Genomic DNA, 17,325 nt, shown 5'->3' on the forward strand with positions numbered 1-17,325 from the left:
TTCACTATTTAAAAAGGGGAGTTTACTCATTATAATTTTCACTACTAGTCATCTTATTCTATATTTACAATTCTAATTAAGCTTTATGAAAAAAATAATACTTTCAGTCCTAATCACTTTTTTTACAACTTTAGGCTTTGCTCAAAATAACAGTTTACTCTGGGAGATTTCAGGCAATGGCTTATTAGAGAGCTCTTACATTTACGGTACAATGCATGTTAGTAAAAAAGTAGCTTTTAGATTAGATGATGTATTCTATGAAGCCTTAGAAAAAAGTGAATGCGTGGCTTTAGAATCTGATCCAACGCAATGGCTTGAGTATTCTTATGAAGATTTAAACATGATGTATAATGACTACAATGGTTCTTATGGCGATAATTTTTATTCAAGATTATTTAAGTTGAAACCTGTTGATGAACTCATGGTTAGAAATATTATCCGTTTTGACAACAATCTTATAAATGGCTACTTGTATAGAAAAAATTCATTTTCTGATAATTTTGAAGAAGAAACCTATCTCGACATGTTTATTTTTCAGGCTGGAAAGAAAAACAACAAACAAATTGTAGGTCTTGAGGATATTAACGAATCTCGCTTTTTAACTACTAAAGCAGCATACAACCCTATCAAAAAGGAACCTGATGCATGGTTTAGTAAGCTTATAAAAACTGAAAACCCATATTTACTTCAAGAGAATGTTTACAGAGAGCGAAATATTGCTTTACTAGATTCTATTGGATCTGCTACCAATACAGAATTTTATAGAGAGCATATGCTTTTTAAGCGAAATGAAAATATGGTAATTGTTCTTGACTCTCTCATGCACAAAAAGACTGTTTTTTCTGGTGTTGGTGCTGCACATTTAGCTGGAGAAAAAGGAATGTTACAAATGCTTAAAGATAGAGGTTACACAGTAAAACCATTAACATCTAAGCAGACAGATTTTGCAAAAAATGAAAAAGAGAAATTAGAAAACTTATTCACTAAACCCGAGTTATCTTACCACTCAACTCCAGATCAATTTATTGAAATTAAAAGCTTTGATAAGTTAAGAGAGTTCACATTCAATAGAGTAAAATATTATATAGCACCAGATATGACTAATGGTGCTTACTTAACCATTAACAGACTAAGTACTTACGAATATTTACCTAGTGAAAAAGAAAAAGTAAGTCTTGATTATATTAAAAACTTACTATATGAGGATATTCCAGGAGATATTATCGAAAAAAAAGAATTTGATCTGCCTTTTCCAGGTATTAGTATTTTAAACAAAACCAAAAAAGGTGATTATCAAAAGTATCATATTTATAAAACCCCATTAGAGATTATAGTTGTAAAATTTGGTGGCAAAAAAGATTTTGTTTTGAACTATCATGAAGAAATCTTTAATTCTATCAAATTCAAAACAACATCTTCAGAATATATTAATTTTACAGATCCTCTTAAAAAATACACCTTTAAGTTTCCCGAATATTATATTACAGATAACTTAAAAAACTCTGGGAAAAAATCAGTTCAAGGTTATGTTGATTCTGACTACTATTTCTTTCAAGAATCACCAAATCACGATACTCAATATATCGAAGAAGATGACTTTGAGGCAAAATTTATTCACACCAATTTTTATAAAGAATTAGATATTGAGGAGATTGAGGGAACTCTAAAAAAAGGGGCATACAGCAGCTATGAGTCTTCGGCAGAAATCGACTCTATAAGTCGTAAAAAAATATGGTTGAAATCTGTAGTCAAGGATGGAAGTTACTATCTGCTTGGTTATGCAGGAATGCAAGAAGATAATGCCAATGCATATTTTGATTCTTTTGTAGTTAATACGGCACAATATGAACCATTTGAAACAGTCACAGACACAACCTTATTGTTTACCGTGAAATCACCTACTAAAGCACCTTTGGTGTTCACAGGATATACCATGCGTAAAAACAAGCCCTATGAACAAAATATTAAAAGAAATACGTTTACCTCAAAATCTAATGAAGAAATATACGTCTCAAGAACTAAATTTCATGATTTAGAAATGCATGAAAATATTGATAGTCTATGGAATAGAATTAATAGAAAAAAATACGCATATAACTACTACAATAAAGGAAGGAAAAAGCTCACGGTTCATGATGAAAAACGTTACACCAAAAACGGTAATAATGTATATACATTCAAATATCGCGATTCTCTGAGTAGCAAAGAAATATGGATTAAATACATTCAGAAAAAAGGAACGCTTTTTAAATTATCTACCCTTAAAGACAGTATCGCTAAGCCTTCTAAATTTGTAACAGAATTTTACGAATCGTTCACACCAATGGACTCTTTATTAGGTGAAGATATTTTTGCTGACAAAACAGCCAGATTCTTTGAGGCTCTTAAGGCAAATGACAGTATTGTTTTTAAAGGTTACACCAAAATAAACTTTAATAAATCTCATGCTTCAGCAATTAAAGATATTATCGAAAATCATGACTTTCCCGAAGACAAAGAAAACATAAAAACAAATCTTGTAGGTCAGCTTATAAGAATTGACCAAAGCCCAGCAACAATAGATTTTATAAAGAAGCTTTATGAAAATTCATATGCCAAACCTTCAATTCAAAACAAAATTATAAGCACCTTATTATCTAGAACTTCAAAATCTTCTAACGAACTCATTAAAGAGTTAATGCAAATAGACATTCCTTTAGGTAGTCGATATTCTGGATTTAGTTTTTACGACATTAGTTCAGATTCATTGAAAGTGATGAAACAGTTGTATCCTGATATGTTGCAATACGCCTCTATTCAAGAATACAAAAAACCTGTTTACGGACTATTAGTTAGGCTTCTAGACAGTAATATTGTGAAACCAAAGGTTTACAAGTCAACTAAAAAGCAACTTATTAATGATGCTAAAATTGAAATCAAACGAAGTTTAAATAAAAGTAAATATGCTAGACTAGATGAAAATGATATGCTAGATGGTTATACCAAACTCCTATTTCCGTTTAGAGAAGAAAAATCGGTGGTAGCATTTTATAACAAACTTGTTCTTAGTAAAAATATTCAGGCACTAACAACCTATTATGCACTTCTTAAAAAAGAGAGAGCTAGCATTCCTGAACAGCTAAAAAAGGAAACCATTTACAATGAAAAGGCTCAAGCGATGCTAGTTGCCAAATTGCATTTTTTAAAACTATTGACTACCGATGTTCTAAAAACAGTAGATTTAGAGACTTATGCTAAGTCTGGGCTCTTAATTAGTAACAACAGTATTAAGAAAAAAGATTCTATTGTGTTATTTGAAAAACGTCAATTGGAAACAGATACCAAAAAATCATTAACCGTATTTATTTTTAAAAGAACAAGAGCTAATGAGTCTAGAGAGTCTGAGTATTTACATTTTGTAGCTTTTGAAACACCTACTAATGATCGATACAATGTAGAACCATATTACACGTCTAGAAATAGTGGACGTTTTATTAATAATGGTACAACTGAAGAAGATATCATTGAAGATGTGTTGTTGTTAATTAAACATAAAACACGAAAGCGGGTAAGCATTAATAGAGATGAATATCTTGGCGGTTTAGATCTCGACTTTTAGCCCAAGGTCATTAAGTATTTTTTTGGTGTAGTACCATATTTCTTTTTGAATGCAGAAATGAAATGGCTCGATGTACTATAGCCTACTTTAAGTCCAACTTCATTTACATTATGATCACCAGCCTCTAACAATTTTCTAGCTACTTCCATCTTATAATCAAATAAAAAACTAAACACAGAGTCTCCATAGATTTGTTTGAAGCCCTCTTTTAGCTTTTTAAGACTTAAGCCTATGTCTTCCGAAAGTTCTTGAAGAGTAGGTGGTTCTGCCATACGGGCAATGATAATATCCTTGGCTTTTCGTATTTTAATCACGTTAGTTTCATCAACAAGAAACGGACATTGTTCAATATCTGCATCTTCACTTCTATTAAAATACAAACTCAACAATTCTAAAGCTTTTCCTTTGAAGTATAGATTTTTAATAGAAGAATTCAAATTATAATTGATCAATTGATTGAGAACAATTGCCATAGATGGCGAAATCTTACCGTCCTTGTAATATTTCTTATCCTTATTGTCCTCACTTAAAAATGTAATATAATCTGCTTCTTGAGAAAACAAACCATGAAACTCTTTAATGGAAACCAAAACAGAAACCAACCATGAATTTGGGTGGACTTCTAAATGAATGGGTAAATCACGCTGAGGGTTGTACAACAATAGTGAGTTTTCCTCTTCAATCTTTAAACGGTAATTCCCATTATTGAAAACAAACTCGCTTGAACCTTTAATACAAAAATGAAATTGAATGAAATTGCTATCAATCTCACGTTCAAGGGTTTGAATATGAGGCGCTTCATTTTGATAGGCTAGTACGAAAAATCCGTCGTCTAATTTTGTTTCATCAAATGAACCTCTAGCGATATTTTTTGAGCCCTGAAAATTAGAATTATTTTTGTTGTTATTTAGATTCATTCTAAACTAATAGCTTTTAAAGTACTGTTATTACTACAAAAGTATGACATTTATCATATAATATTAAGAAATGAGTTTAAAAAACCACAAACGATACTTAAAGTTCTTCTAGCGTTGTTTTTTTTCGATTGTCCTTTTTATTTTTGCTATCGTAATTTTCCAAATCAGGTATGGAGCACTACAATATGTCGAAAGGCACAACATTTTATGCAATTGGTCTCAGCTATAAAAAAGCAGATGCCGAAGTGCGTGGTCATTTTAGTTTAGATGAAACGTCTAAACTTGCCGTTTTAGAACAGGCAAAACAAAATGGTATCGACAGCTTAATTGTGACCTCAACATGTAATAGAACCGAAATCTACGGTTTTGCTCAACATCCTTTTCAACTCATTCAATTGCTTTGCGATAACACTAAAGGTACAGTTGAAGAGTTTCAAAAAGTAGCATATGTCTACAAAAATAAGGATGCTATTTCTCATATTTTCAGAGTTGGTTCAGGTCTAGACAGTCAAATTCTTGGTGATTTTGAAATTATTAGCCAGTTAAAAGTCAGTGCAAAGCTGTCTAAGAAACACCAATTATTCAATCCGTTTTTAGAACGTTTAGTTAATGCCGTTATTCAAGCATCAAAACGAATAAAAACAGAAACCGATATTTCATCTGGTGCAACATCTGTTTCATTTGCTTCTGTTCAATACATCATGAACACGATTAAAAATGTTTCAGAAAAGAACATTTTATTATTCGGAACTGGTAAAATTGGAAGAAACACGTGTGAAAACTTAGTAAAACACACTAAAAATGAACATATCACTTTAATCAACAGAACTAAAGATAAAGCCGAAGCAGTTGCTGGAAAGTTCAATTTATTGGTTAAAGATTATGCAAATCTTCAGGAAGAAATCAATTCATCAGATATTTTGATTGTTGCTACTGGAGCTCAAAACCCAACAGTAGACAAATATTGTATTCAAACTACAAAACCACTATTAATTTTAGATTTATCCATTCCGAAGAATGTTAATGATAATGTGACAGATTTAGATAATGTGACATTAGTTCATCTTGATGATCTATCTCAAATTACCGATGAAACTCTAGAACGCAGAAAAGCACATATTCCTGTTGCCGAAACTATTATTGAAGAGATTAAAACCGACTTTAATGCTTGGTTGGCAACTCGAAAATTTGCACCAACAATAAAAGCATTAAAACATAAGCTTACCAATTTTGCTACTGCCGAATTGGATACGCAACGAAAAAAAATGAATAATTTTAATGAAGCGCAAGCCGAATTAATTAGCAATAACATCATTCAAAAAATTACCAATCACTTTGCACACCATTTAAAAGGTGACGATGTATCTACAGACGACAGCCTTGAACTCATTAAAAAAGTGTTTCAACTAGAAGCAACTACAGACAATGTCTAAACTTATAAGAATTGGAACTCGCGATAGCGAACTTGCGCTGTGGCAAGCCAAAACCGTTCAACAACAGCTCGAACATTTAGGTTACAAAACACAACTGGTCCCAGTTAAATCAACTGGAGATTTGGTACTTAACAAGCCTATCTATGAACTAGGTATTACTGGTGTTTTTACAAAAACCCTTGATATCGCAATGCTCAATGAAGAGATTGATATTGCCGTGCATTCACTTAAGGATGTACCTACCTTATTACCAAAAGGGATAGTACAAGCTGCTGTTTTGAAACGTGGCAATGTTAAAGATTGTTTAGTTTATAAAAACAATGAAGAATTTTTATCACAACGTAACGCTGTAATTGCCACTGGAAGTCTACGTAGAAGAGCGCAATGGTTAAATCGTTATCCTACACATAGCTTAGTTGATTTACGCGGAAATGTTAATTCTCGGTTACAAAAGCTAGAAGACAACAATTGGAATGCCGCTATTTTTGCAGCAGCTGGTCTAGGACGTATTGGGTTACGACCTGAACAAAGTTTTAATTTAGATTGGATGCTTCCTGCTCCTGCACAAGGCGCAATTATGATTACAGCGCTCGAAAGTGATGAAGAGACAAGGACCATTTGTGCTGAAATCAATCATGAAGACACAGAAACATGTACCTCTATTGAGCGTAAATTTCTAAACCTCTTAGAAGGTGGGTGTTCTGCTCCTATTGGTGCTTTGGCATTTATTAAAAATGAAGAAGTTCACTTTCAAGGCGTATTGCTAAGTCTTGATGGCAGCAAAAAAATAGAAGTTCAACGCACAGTCGATTTAGGTAAGCATGAAGAGTTAGCTGAGTTTTGTGCCAACTATATTATCGAGCGTGGCGGAAAACGTTTAATGGATGATATTAAAATTGCATCAAAAGATGTAAACATCTACTCTACCAAGACCTTAACCGATGATCAAAAGCAATTATTTCATGATGATGTGGTTTCTGAAAGCTCAGACTTTATAAAGATTAGCTTGAACCGTATGACATCAAAGGCCTTACGACCAATGCCTAAAAATGTCATTATTACGAGTAAAAATGCAGTAGAAGCACTACTTATGAATTTTGCTCCTCAAGAATTACAATTTGAGAACATCTATTGTGTAGGAAGACGTACCAAACGTCTAACAGAACGAAAAATAGGAAAAGTTAAGCATACAGAGAACAACTCAAAAAAACTCGCCGAGCACCTAGTAGAGTATATTGATGGTACAGAGGTTACTTATTTTTGTAGTGATATTCGTTTAGACGACTTACCAACAATACTCAAAGACAATCATATTGAGGTTAATGAAATCACAGCTTACGAAACCAAATACGACGCCGTAAAAATTAAAGATTCTGTAAAAGGTGTTATGTTTTACAGTCCGTCCACAGTACAAAGTTATAAACAAGAAAATGATGATGACGTCATTGCGTTTTGTATTGGAGACACCACAGCAAAAGAAGCAAGTAAACACTTTGAAGATGTAAGGATTGCTAAAGTTCCTACTGTTGAAAGTGTTATTGAATTAGTAAACGAATATTACGTTTAACATGATAAAAAACGATTTATTTTTAAGAGCATTAAAAGGAGAAACCGTTGAACGTCCACCAGTTTGGATGATGCGTCAAGCAGGTCGTTATCTTCCTGAATTTATGGAAATCAAAGCTAAATATGATTTCTTTACACGCTGTCAAACACCTGAGTTGGCAAGTGAAATTACAGTGCAACCTATTCGTCGCTATGGTATGGATGCCGCCATCCTGTTTAGCGATATTTTGGTGATTCCACAGGCAATGAATATCGAGGTACAAATGAAACCTAATTTTGGTCCGTATTTGCCTAACCCTGTACGCTCACAAAAGGATGTTGATAATGTAATCGTACCAGATGTTAAAGAAGCATTGAATTATGTATACGAAGCGATAAAAGCCACTAAAGAAAAATTAAATGATGAGATCCCATTGATTGGTTTCGCTGGCTCTCCATGGACAATTTTATGTTACTGTGTGCAAGGGCAAGGCAGCAAAAACTTTGATAAAGCCAAAGAATTTTGCTTTACAAATCCAATTGCTGCGCATCAATTATTACAGAAAATCACAGATACTACCATCGCCTATTTAAAAGAAAAGGTAAAAGCAGGTTGTAATGCTGTACAAGTCTTTGATTCTTGGGGAGGCATGTTATCTCCCGTAGATTATCAAGAGTTTTCTTGGCAATACATTCAGCAAATTATCGATGCTTTAAAAGAGGACGCTCCTGTAATTGCTTTTGGAAAAGGCTGTTGGTTCGCCTTAGGTGAAATGGCAAAATCTGGAGCCTCTGCTTTAGGTGTAGATTGGACGTGTTCTGCAAAAAATGCGCGTTATTTAACTGGCGGAAATATAACTTTACAAGGTAACTTTGACCCTACACGATTATTCTCTCCTCCTTCAGAAATTAAAAAAATGGTGCACCAAATGATCAACGATTTTGGTAAGGATAAATATATTGTAAATTTAGGTCATGGTATTTTACCTAACATTCCGTTAGATCATGCCAAAGCATTTATTGATGCTGTAAAAGAGTACAAAGTTTAAAAGTTCTACTTTTTCTCAATATATTATGATAAAAAATATAATTCAAGGCATACAGGCATACACAGGCTCTTTGGCATTAATTTCAAAGCTAAATCTTTGGAAATTCTTTTTCATTCCAATCGCAATTAGTATCATCACCATAATCGTTATTGGGTTCTCTGCTTATGGATTATCTGATAATATTGGAAACTATATTGCTAGGGTTTGGCCTTGGGAATTTGGCAAGGAGACCTTCACTTCTATTTCAACATTTATTGGTGCTATTGTAGTTCTAGCTATTGGATTAATTCTTTATAAACATATCATCATGGCTTTGTCTGCGCCATTTATGAGTCCTGTTTCTGAAAAAATTGAATCCTATCTAACTGGTATAGAAAAACATAAACATAGAAACACAACTTCTAGAGAACAGTTATGGAGAGGTATTAGAATTAATGTGAGAAACTTAGGTAAAGAATTACTGTTTACTATTCCTCTATTATTGCTCAAGTTTATACCAGTGATTAATATTTTCTCAACAGCACTTTTATTTTTATTGCAAGCGTATTATGCAGGGTTTGGTAATATGGACTATACCTTAGAACGTCATTTTAAATATAGAGAGAGCATTCGGTTTATAAGAAAAAACAGAGGTGTAGCTATTGGTAATGGTATTGTATTTATGCTCCTTTTATTAGTTCCTGTTATAGGATGGATTCTCGTTTTACCACTAAGTGTTACAGCAGCATCATTAAAAACTGTTAAGCTTATTCAGCAAGACAATTTACTTCCAGAACATAAACCAGTAGTATAATGATTGCGCAATTTGACGGTTTTGAAATCAACCCAATTCATGAAGGTGATGCCTGGAAAATCTGTGATCTTATGGTCGCCAATGCTGATCGTTTTAAACGTTATTTTCCAAAGACATTAGAGCAAAATTTAAACCCAACTCTATCACAGTTCTTTGTTCAAAAAAAAACCAATCAATTTCAGAAAAAAGAAGAGTTTTTATTCACGCTAAAACATTCTGAAACACGTCAACTTGCTGGAATAGTATATATTAAAGAATTAGATTGGAACAAAAAACAAGGAGAATTTGCCTATTGTATTGGCTATCCCTTTAAAGGACAAAAATTAATATCGAAATCGATAAGTGCTTTATCTGTATATGCCTTTGAAACTTTACAATTAAATACAATGCAAATTATTGTTAACAAGGATAATATATCTAGTGTTAAGGTTGCAGAACATAATGGTTTTAAATGGATAGAAACATTAAAAAATGCATTTACTCCAACTGGTGAACAACCTTTAGATATGGAATTATACGAACTATATAAATAACTCACTATGCCTCATTTTGTAATAGATTGTTCAGAAAACGTACTAAACTTAAATGCTCCAGACCATACACTTTTGACAGTGCATCAAGCTGCCGTTACGTCTGGATTATTTGATGAAGATGACATAAAAGTACGATTAAACCCCTTTAAAGAAAACTATATTGTTGGAGGGAAAAAACAAGACTTTATTCATGTTTTTGGTAATGTAATGGAAGGAAGAACTAATGAACAAAAAAGCAAACTTTCCAAATTGATAGTTCAGCAACTTAAACATATATTTCCTTCAATAGGTTTTATAGCAATCAATATCAGAGACTTTGAAAAAGTAACCTATTGTAACAAAACAATGGTATAAGATGAAAGATAAATTTTTCAATTACATACACGAACTACAAGATACTATCACTTCAAAATTAGAAGCTATTGATGGCAAGGCAAAATTCCAAGAGGATCTTTGGAAGCGTCCAGAAGGAGGTGGCGGACGAACTCGTGTAATTGAAAACGGAGACGTTTTTGAAAAAGGTGGCGTCAATATTTCTGGTGTTCATGGAAAATTACCTGACTCCATGCAGACATATTTTGGTGTTAAAGATGCCGATTTTTTTGCTTGCGGATTAAGTCTCGTATTACATCCTAAAAGTCCAATGATACCAACAGTTCATGCTAATTGGCGTTATTTTGAAATGTATGATCAAGACGGTAATATTGTAGATCAATGGTTTGGTGGCGGACAAGATCTTACGCCTTACTATCTGTTTGAAGACGATGCTACACATTTTCATTCGGTTTGTAAAACAGCATGCGATAACCATCATCCAGAATTCTACTCAAAATATAAAGCCCGATGTGATGAATATTTCTATAATGCACATCGCAATGAAGGTCGTGGTATTGGTGGTTTATTTTTTGATTACTGCAAAGCAACCAACGACATGAGTATGGAAAACTGGTATGATTTTGTTACTGAAGTTGGCAATAGTTTCCTAGAAGCTTATGTGCCTATACTAGAAAAGCGTAAAACTTTAGAGTACACAAAAGAGCAACGTGATTGGCAGGAGATTCGTCGTGGTCGTTATGTAGAATTTAATTTGGTTCATGATAAGGGCACATTATTCGGACTCAAAACTAACGGACGTATTGAGAGTATTCTAATGAGTCTACCGCCTCATGTGCAATGGGTTTACGATCACCATCCTGAACCTGGCAGCGAAGAAGAAAAATTAATTAATATATTAAAACAACCTAAAAATTGGGTGTAAATGAAACTACTTAAACGCGCATTTTTAATTATTAACTGGAAAACATTTGTTATCACTGGATTAGCAATAGCTTCAACAGCATTTTGCATACATTTTGAAATCAAAGCCGATTTTCCTTTAACACTTATTGGTACTGCCATCGTGTTTCCAATTGTATTCTCTATTGGTGGCGCTTATAAACGTCGTGAAGTCGCATTGGATGAATATGGATCCATAAAAGCTCACGGTAGAGCACTGTATTTTGCAGTTTCCGACTGGCTGGAAAATCCGCCTCAAGAACTCAAAGATGAATTAAAAAGTCATCTTAAAGGGCTTTTAAATTCTTGTAAACATGTATTTAATAATCCTATAAATGAGCTAGATGAAAACGAAAAGGCAGTGTATACTAGTTTTGAAGATTTGTCGAAATTTATCAAAAGCATGCGATCACATGGCCTACCATCTGGAGAGGCATCACGTTCCAATCAGTTTTTAAGTAAAATGATGATCTCTTTTGAGCGTATCAAACACATTTATCAGTATAGAACACCTAGAACGCTTAGAACCTATAGTGATATATTCATTGTAATTTTACCTATCATTTATGGACCACACTTTGCGCATAATGTGACGAGTTACAATTTTGGATTACAATATGCTGTGCCTATCATGTTTAGTGTTATTTTAGTAGCCTTAGATAATATTCAGTCACATTTAGAAAATCCATTTGATCAGCAAGGTGAAGATGATGTTTATATCAATGAAGAAAAGTTTATAAGAAATTTAGATTAGAACTATGTATCCATTAAGAAGAAACCGAAGATTAAGAACCAACGACGCTATTAGAAGTTTAGTTCGTGAAACGATTATTTCTCCAAACGATTTTTTAGTTCCTCTTTTTATAGTTGAAGGTAAAGGAATCAAGCAAGAAATCGCTTCTATGCCAAATTACTATCGTTATAGTTTAGATCTATTAGAACATGAGGTGAAAGAACTCTGGAAACTAGGGTTGAAATCTGTGCTCTTATTTGTTAAAGTTCCAGACCACCTAAAAGATAACAAAGGCACCGAAGCTTTAAATCCAAACGGACTCATGCAACGCGCTATCAAAACCATTAAAAATATTTGCCCAGGAATGTTGGTGATGACAGATGTGGCCTTAGACCCTTATTCATCATATGGCCATGATGGTATTATTGAAAATGGGAAGATTGTCAACGATGATACGGTTGATGTTTTAGCTGAAATGAGCTTATCTCATGCTCAGGCTGGAGCAGATTTTGTAGCACCAAGCGATATGATGGATGGGCGTATTTTGGCAATTAGAGAAGCATTGGAAGACGATGGATTTATAGATACTGGTATTATGAGCTACTCGGCGAAATATGCCTCTGCTTTTTATGGTCCGTTTCGTGATGCATTAGATTCGGCTCCTGCTGATGTTAAAGACATTCCGAAAGACAAAAAAACCTATCAAATGGATTTTGCTAATCGCTTTGAAGCACTTCGAGAAACCGAAATGGATATTGATGAAGGTGCAGATATTGTGATGGTAAAACCTGGCTTGTGTTACTTAGATATTGTTCGTGATATTAAAAATGAAGTTGATGTTCCTGTAGCTGTCTATCAGGTCTCTGGCGAATATGCCATGCTTAAAGCTGCCGCCGAAAAAGGATGGTTAGATCATGATGCCGTGATGCTTGAACAAATTACAGCCATTAAACGTGCTGGAGCAGATGTGATTGCAAGTTACTTTGCGAAGGATGTGGTGAAGCTATTGTATTAAAACAAAAAGGATCAATTCATTTGTCAAACTGACCCTTTTTTGCTTTACATTATTTAGAGGGCAAAGATTCGTTGGAAGTTAATGCCCAATTTATGCCAAGGACTGTAATTAGGTTATCCTCACCAACAGGAAAATCTTTACCAAACCCTCCCGTAAGACTTATTTTTTTATTGATTTGATACGTAATATTACCTACAGACCTGTATTGTTCATCATCACCGTCACGTTGCAAATATTCATAGGACAAATTGAACTTTCCTAGTTCCAATTCAAGTTTCCCTCCAATATCCCAAAAACTTGTATCGAAATAATTCTGCTCGGCATCAATGTTAAAGCCATTATCAATATATCGGCTAATAGCATACAAATGGAAGTAGTTTTTATCATTAAACGGGAGCGCCAAATCTAGTGTAACCCATCCTCCTAAACGCTTTGCTGTATTACTATCAAATGTGTTTTCTTTAAAAAGCAAACTGTATGCTAGAGCTCCATCCAATCGTAAAACCGGTTTAATGTTTTTAGGATTATAATAGAACTTTACAATTCTTTCAGTGATTTCATCAAAGTAAGCAGTCGCTAAACTTTTTCCATCTGCATAAGTTGATTTATAGTCTGGATTTTGATTTAAAACGGTATTAGCAATATCAACATAATTTTGCGGTATCGTTTTATTCTTGACGTACTCATCTGCCATTTCCCTAGTTACAATTGCATTAGAAAAAACTAAGGTTCCATTATATTTATTAAGTGCATCATTAGAATAAGGCTGACTAATATCGCTTAAAATATTAACTATTTTATCCGTTTGTTTTCTACTAAATAATTGAAATAAGGTAGTTCTCAAACCTATTGCCGCAACCTTTTTTTCTTCTTCAAATCCTTGAAACTCTTTATTGGTATAAGCTATTGAAAAAGAGGTGTTGGTCTGTAATGCCTTAAACGGATCAATAATATATTCTCCTTTTCTATTTTTTTTTAATCCACGATAGTCTTCATAAGATTTATCCTTAGTATTAGGAATAAGCCAATATGGATTGGTCTCTAAAGCAATGTTTCCATTAGAAAATCCATTAGACACATACAGAGCTAAACTCTTAATGTTATCAGGTGTGTTAATTGCTGTTGGTGCTTCTTCGATGATAGTAAACGCAGGGTTAGCAGTACTCTCGAAATTAAAATCGTTAATTGATGCTTTATTTTCTTCTTGCGCATTTACAATTAATGCACTTAGACTGAACAAAAAGGTAAGAACTCTTTTCATAATTACTGATTTAATGATTTAACAAATTCTCTATGGTTGTTCTTCAGGTCATCATTTAAAACAATTTCAATAGTCTTTTCTACTGAAAACTGTTCAGCAGAAACATCTTTAAATTCATCTTCAAAATCTACAAGAGTAGAATAATAGGTTTTACGATTATCCTGGTCATAAACGCTATATCGAATAAGTGTTCGTTCTTTGGCCTTCTGTTTGTTTGGCTCTTGATTTACATCTACAATAAAAACAAATTTAGCAGCTAAAATTGCGCGTTGTACGGCCTTCTCTTTTGAGAAAGATGCAGAATTAGAGACATTATCCAGAATTTCAAAATCCATAGGGTTATTCTTTTTTTTAAGTGCAAAGACTGTAGGTCCAACTTGTTTCGCAATGGATTCCACATCAGTGATATTTATCGTTATCTTCTGATTATTGTTGAATGTTTCAAAGGTTTCCATAATTATATGTTGATTTATTGATTAGCTTCTATTAAATCTTAAGCACAAGACATGTGGTTACTCTTTCAGGAGTAACTAGCTACTAAATTCTATATTAGGGAGGAAAAAATCAATACCTGTAACAAGGTATATTGATAATTATTATAAAGTTACAAAAATAATCCATTGGTTTTAGTGAAACCTTGAATGTTAACAGAAATCATACAATACTGTCAAACGCTTATAATACCTACTGTTTTATGTATACCTAGGTTAATGCTAGGTTAACCTCTAGCTTTTTTTAGGGTTTTTCTAAATCTTCGTTCTAGATTTGTATCATCATCAATCATTAAAATCAATATATCATGAGAACTTTAAACAATGATCTAATTACAGAAACAAACCAAGGAACTAAATCACACAATTGGAATTCTAAAAGACGTTACAGGTCTATTAAATAAAACCTTATGAATTCATCAATCAAACAATCAACCTTTATGACGAGCATAGTGTCTTTTTAGACAATATGCTCTCATTTATCAAAGACGATTCTTAATTTTAAGGCACTATGAACCGCATGAAGAAAAAAATAAACCTCTTAATTATTGTTTCAGTTCTGGGACTAATAGCTTTATCTATTATTCAAGGCTACTTGATTAATAACACCTACAAGCTAAAAAAGGAGGCTTTTATTACAGAAACAAGACGGTCCATTTCACAAATTGATGACTTTTCTCCCGCCTTAGATTCGTTATCAGATATTTGGCAAGATAACTTTCTAAATACCATAGCAGATTATAAAGCCAATACAGCTACCAGAGCTGATATTTTAGATGGGTTACAATTTGTAATTGATTCTATTAACGATACCTATCGCAGCGAGTATCAGAAAGAATTAGTAAAAAATAATATCCCTTATGGGATTAAGTTTCATAAAAGAGTAAAGGCTATTGTTTTACAAGATTCTATTAAGAATGACACTATTTTCGATTTTGAAAAAACACCTAAACGTATTGTTTTAGGCGATCCTATTTCCGAAGATAAAGAAATTGGCGTAAGCACAACATTATGGCAAACAGACCATACTTCTAGTAGAATAATTAATGGCGAAAACAAAGAAATTGTATTTTACTTATTGTTTCAAACTCAAGATAAAATGGACATAGACGGTTGGGAAAAGATCGTTTTTAAACAAATGTCTGGACTGCTTCTACTCTCGCTTTTAATCTTTTCGGTCGTGATTGGATTATTATATTATTCTATAAAAAGTTTAATCACTCAGAAAAAGATCGCAGATATTAAAACCGATTTCGTCAATAATATTACGCACGAGCTTAAAACACCATTAGCTACCTTGACATTGGCAACAAAAATGCTAAAAAGCAATGAGGTACAGCAACAACCTAAACTTGTTGATAATACAGTAAATACCATTGAACGCCAAAATAAGCGACTTCAAAAACTCATTGACCAAGTTTTAACCAATAGTTTAGGTTATAATGAAATACAACTGCACAAAGAAGAAGTGCATATTGAAAATTATATCAATACTATTTTGGATGATTTCTTACTAGCAGTCAAAACAGAGCATGTTACTGTGAACAGACAATTTATAGGGTCAAAACAAACAATTCAACTCGATAAATTCTATATCACTACAGCTTTACTGAATATTCTTGAAAATGCTGTAAAATATGCAAGTGACAACATTATCATTGATTGTAAGGTTAAAAGCAATAGCGAGTTGAAAATTTCAATAAAAGATAATGGTATTGGTATTTCAGAAAAAGATAAAAAACAAGTCTTTGATAAGTTCTTTAGAGCTGGGAATAAAGAAATTCACGATGTCAAGGGTTTGGGTTTAGGCTTGTATTACACAAATCAAATTATAAAAGCACACCACGGAAATATTATTGTTGAAAGCAAAGAAGGGAAAGGATCAACATTTATATTAACTATTCCATTTAATTAATTTAAAGCATGAAACATATTCTTTTAGCAGAAGATGATTTAGACTTCGGACATATTTTAAAACAATATTTAGAAATTTCAGGTTACCAGATTACTTGGGCAAAAGACGGGAAAGAAGCGCTGGAACAATTTAAAAAAGAACATTATAATATTTGCGTTTTCGATGTTATGATGCCAAAAATGGATGGGTTCACGTTAGCTGAGAATGTCATTAACATCAATCCAGAAACACCTTTCATTTTCTTAACAGCTCGTAAACTCAAAGAAGATAAAATAAAAGGCTTGAAATTGGGCGCCGATGATTATATCGTTAAACCTTTTGAAGCCGATGAATTGGTATTAAGATTAAACAACATTCTAAGGCGTACCGAAAAAGCTGTAAATCAATTACCACAACAAGACACCATCAAGATTGGCAACTATACATTTGACACTAAGCGTTTAGAGCTCTCGTGTAATGACTATAATAAACAACTCACGCTAAAAGAAGCAGAGTTAATTATCTTTCTTTTCGATCATAAAAATCAACTTTTAAAACGCGAAGATATTCTTAAAGCGGTGTGGGATAGTCATGATTTTTTCTCAGGACGAAGTATGGATGTTTTTATAAGTAGACTTCGTAAATATTTTAAACAAGACCCTTCAATTTCTATCGAAAGTATTAGAAATGTTGGCCTAGAATTTAAAGTAAGTTAATACAACATAACGTGTTGGTTAATGCTAGGTTAACGCCTAGCATTTTCTTTTTTAGACTCTTACCGTCCTGTA

15 protein-coding genes are annotated in these 17,325 nt (G+C 33.0%); 12 read left to right on the forward strand and 3 right to left on the reverse strand.

Translation table 11 applies throughout. The features are described from left to right. Window positions 1-85: 85 nt before the first annotated feature. Complete coding sequence (locus Q0783_RS03955) at window positions 86-3,598, forward strand: TraB/GumN family protein (RefSeq protein WP_298893465.1); 3,513 nt, start codon at window positions 86-88, stop codon at window positions 3,596-3,598. On the opposite strand, the gene Q0783_RS03960 is transcribed toward Q0783_RS03955, so the two are convergent. After that, on the reverse strand, window positions 3,595-4,515 hold the full coding sequence (locus tag Q0783_RS03960; RefSeq protein ID WP_298893466.1) for an AraC family transcriptional regulator: 921 nt from the start codon (window positions 4,513-4,515) through the stop codon (window positions 3,595-3,597). The two genes, Q0783_RS03955 and Q0783_RS03960, sit on opposite strands and share 4 nt — an antisense overlap. 170 nt (window positions 4,516-4,685) lie before the next feature. Between Q0783_RS03960 and hemA the strand changes: the two genes are divergently transcribed. From hemA to hemB, 9 genes are read left to right on the forward strand one after another with little or no spacing between them, the layout of a single operon-like run. Beyond that, window positions 4,686-5,948, forward strand: a complete 1,263-nt coding sequence (hemA, locus tag Q0783_RS03965) for a glutamyl-tRNA reductase (RefSeq protein ID WP_298893467.1) — start codon at window positions 4,686-4,688, stop codon at window positions 5,946-5,948. After that, on the forward strand, window positions 5,941-7,515 hold the full coding sequence (gene hemC, locus Q0783_RS03970) for a hydroxymethylbilane synthase (protein ID WP_298893468.1): 1,575 nt from the start codon (window positions 5,941-5,943) through the stop codon (window positions 7,513-7,515). Before hemA ends, hemC begins: the two co-directional genes overlap by 8 nt. A 1-nt stretch (window position 7,516) precedes the next feature. Beyond that, a complete protein-coding gene (gene hemE, locus Q0783_RS03975; RefSeq protein ID WP_298893469.1) occupies window positions 7,517-8,542 on the forward strand; it encodes a uroporphyrinogen decarboxylase in 1,026 nt (341 codons plus the stop codon). A 25-nt stretch (window positions 8,543-8,567) separates the two neighbouring features. Further along, a complete protein-coding gene (locus tag Q0783_RS03980) occupies window positions 8,568-9,335 on the forward strand; it encodes an EI24 domain-containing protein (protein WP_298893470.1) in 768 nt (255 codons plus the stop codon). After that, entirely contained in the window at window positions 9,335-9,868 is a 534-nt protein-coding gene (locus Q0783_RS03985; RefSeq protein ID WP_298893471.1) for a GNAT family protein, read from the forward strand. Before Q0783_RS03980 ends, Q0783_RS03985 begins: the two co-directional genes overlap by 1 nt. A 6-nt stretch (window positions 9,869-9,874) precedes the next feature. After that, the gene (locus tag Q0783_RS03990; protein ID WP_298893472.1) at window positions 9,875-10,222 is read left to right on the forward strand and encodes a 5-carboxymethyl-2-hydroxymuconate Delta-isomerase; all 348 of its coding nucleotides are present in this window, start codon (window positions 9,875-9,877) and stop codon (window positions 10,220-10,222) included. Between the two features lies 1 nt (window position 10,223). Then, complete coding sequence (hemF, locus tag Q0783_RS03995; RefSeq protein WP_298893473.1) at window positions 10,224-11,126, forward strand: oxygen-dependent coproporphyrinogen oxidase; 903 nt, start codon at window positions 10,224-10,226, stop codon at window positions 11,124-11,126. Continuing rightward, window positions 11,127-11,897: a hypothetical protein gene (locus Q0783_RS04000; RefSeq protein WP_298755272.1), complete on the forward strand. Its 771-nt coding sequence runs from the start codon at window positions 11,127-11,129 to the stop codon at window positions 11,895-11,897. A 4-nt stretch (window positions 11,898-11,901) separates the two neighbouring features. Then, complete coding sequence (gene hemB / locus Q0783_RS04005) at window positions 11,902-12,891, forward strand: porphobilinogen synthase (protein ID WP_298755273.1); 990 nt, start codon at window positions 11,902-11,904, stop codon at window positions 12,889-12,891. A 49-nt stretch (window positions 12,892-12,940) separates the two neighbouring features. Here the strand turns inward: hemB and Q0783_RS04010 are convergent, their stop codons facing one another. Next, the gene (locus tag Q0783_RS04010; RefSeq protein ID WP_298893474.1) at window positions 12,941-14,152 is read right to left on the reverse strand and encodes a hypothetical protein; all 1,212 of its coding nucleotides are present in this window, start codon (window positions 14,150-14,152) and stop codon (window positions 12,941-12,943) included. 2 nt (window positions 14,153-14,154) lie between these two features. Next, complete coding sequence (locus Q0783_RS04015) at window positions 14,155-14,607, reverse strand: hypothetical protein (RefSeq protein WP_298893475.1); 453 nt, start codon at window positions 14,605-14,607, stop codon at window positions 14,155-14,157. Window positions 14,608-15,163: 556 nt separating this feature from the next. Between Q0783_RS04015 and Q0783_RS04020 the strand changes: the two genes are divergently transcribed. Continuing rightward, complete coding sequence (locus Q0783_RS04020) at window positions 15,164-16,558, forward strand: HAMP domain-containing sensor histidine kinase (RefSeq protein WP_298893476.1); 1,395 nt, start codon at window positions 15,164-15,166, stop codon at window positions 16,556-16,558. 8 nt (window positions 16,559-16,566) lie between these two features. Next, window positions 16,567-17,253, forward strand: coding sequence for a response regulator transcription factor (locus tag Q0783_RS04025; protein WP_298755279.1), 687 nt, complete (start codon window positions 16,567-16,569; stop codon window positions 17,251-17,253). Window positions 17,254-17,325: the final 72 nt, after the last annotated feature.

This window comes from uncultured Psychroserpens sp. (assembly GCF_947500255.1).
Lineage (GTDB): Bacteria > Bacteroidota > Bacteroidia > Flavobacteriales > Flavobacteriaceae > Psychroserpens.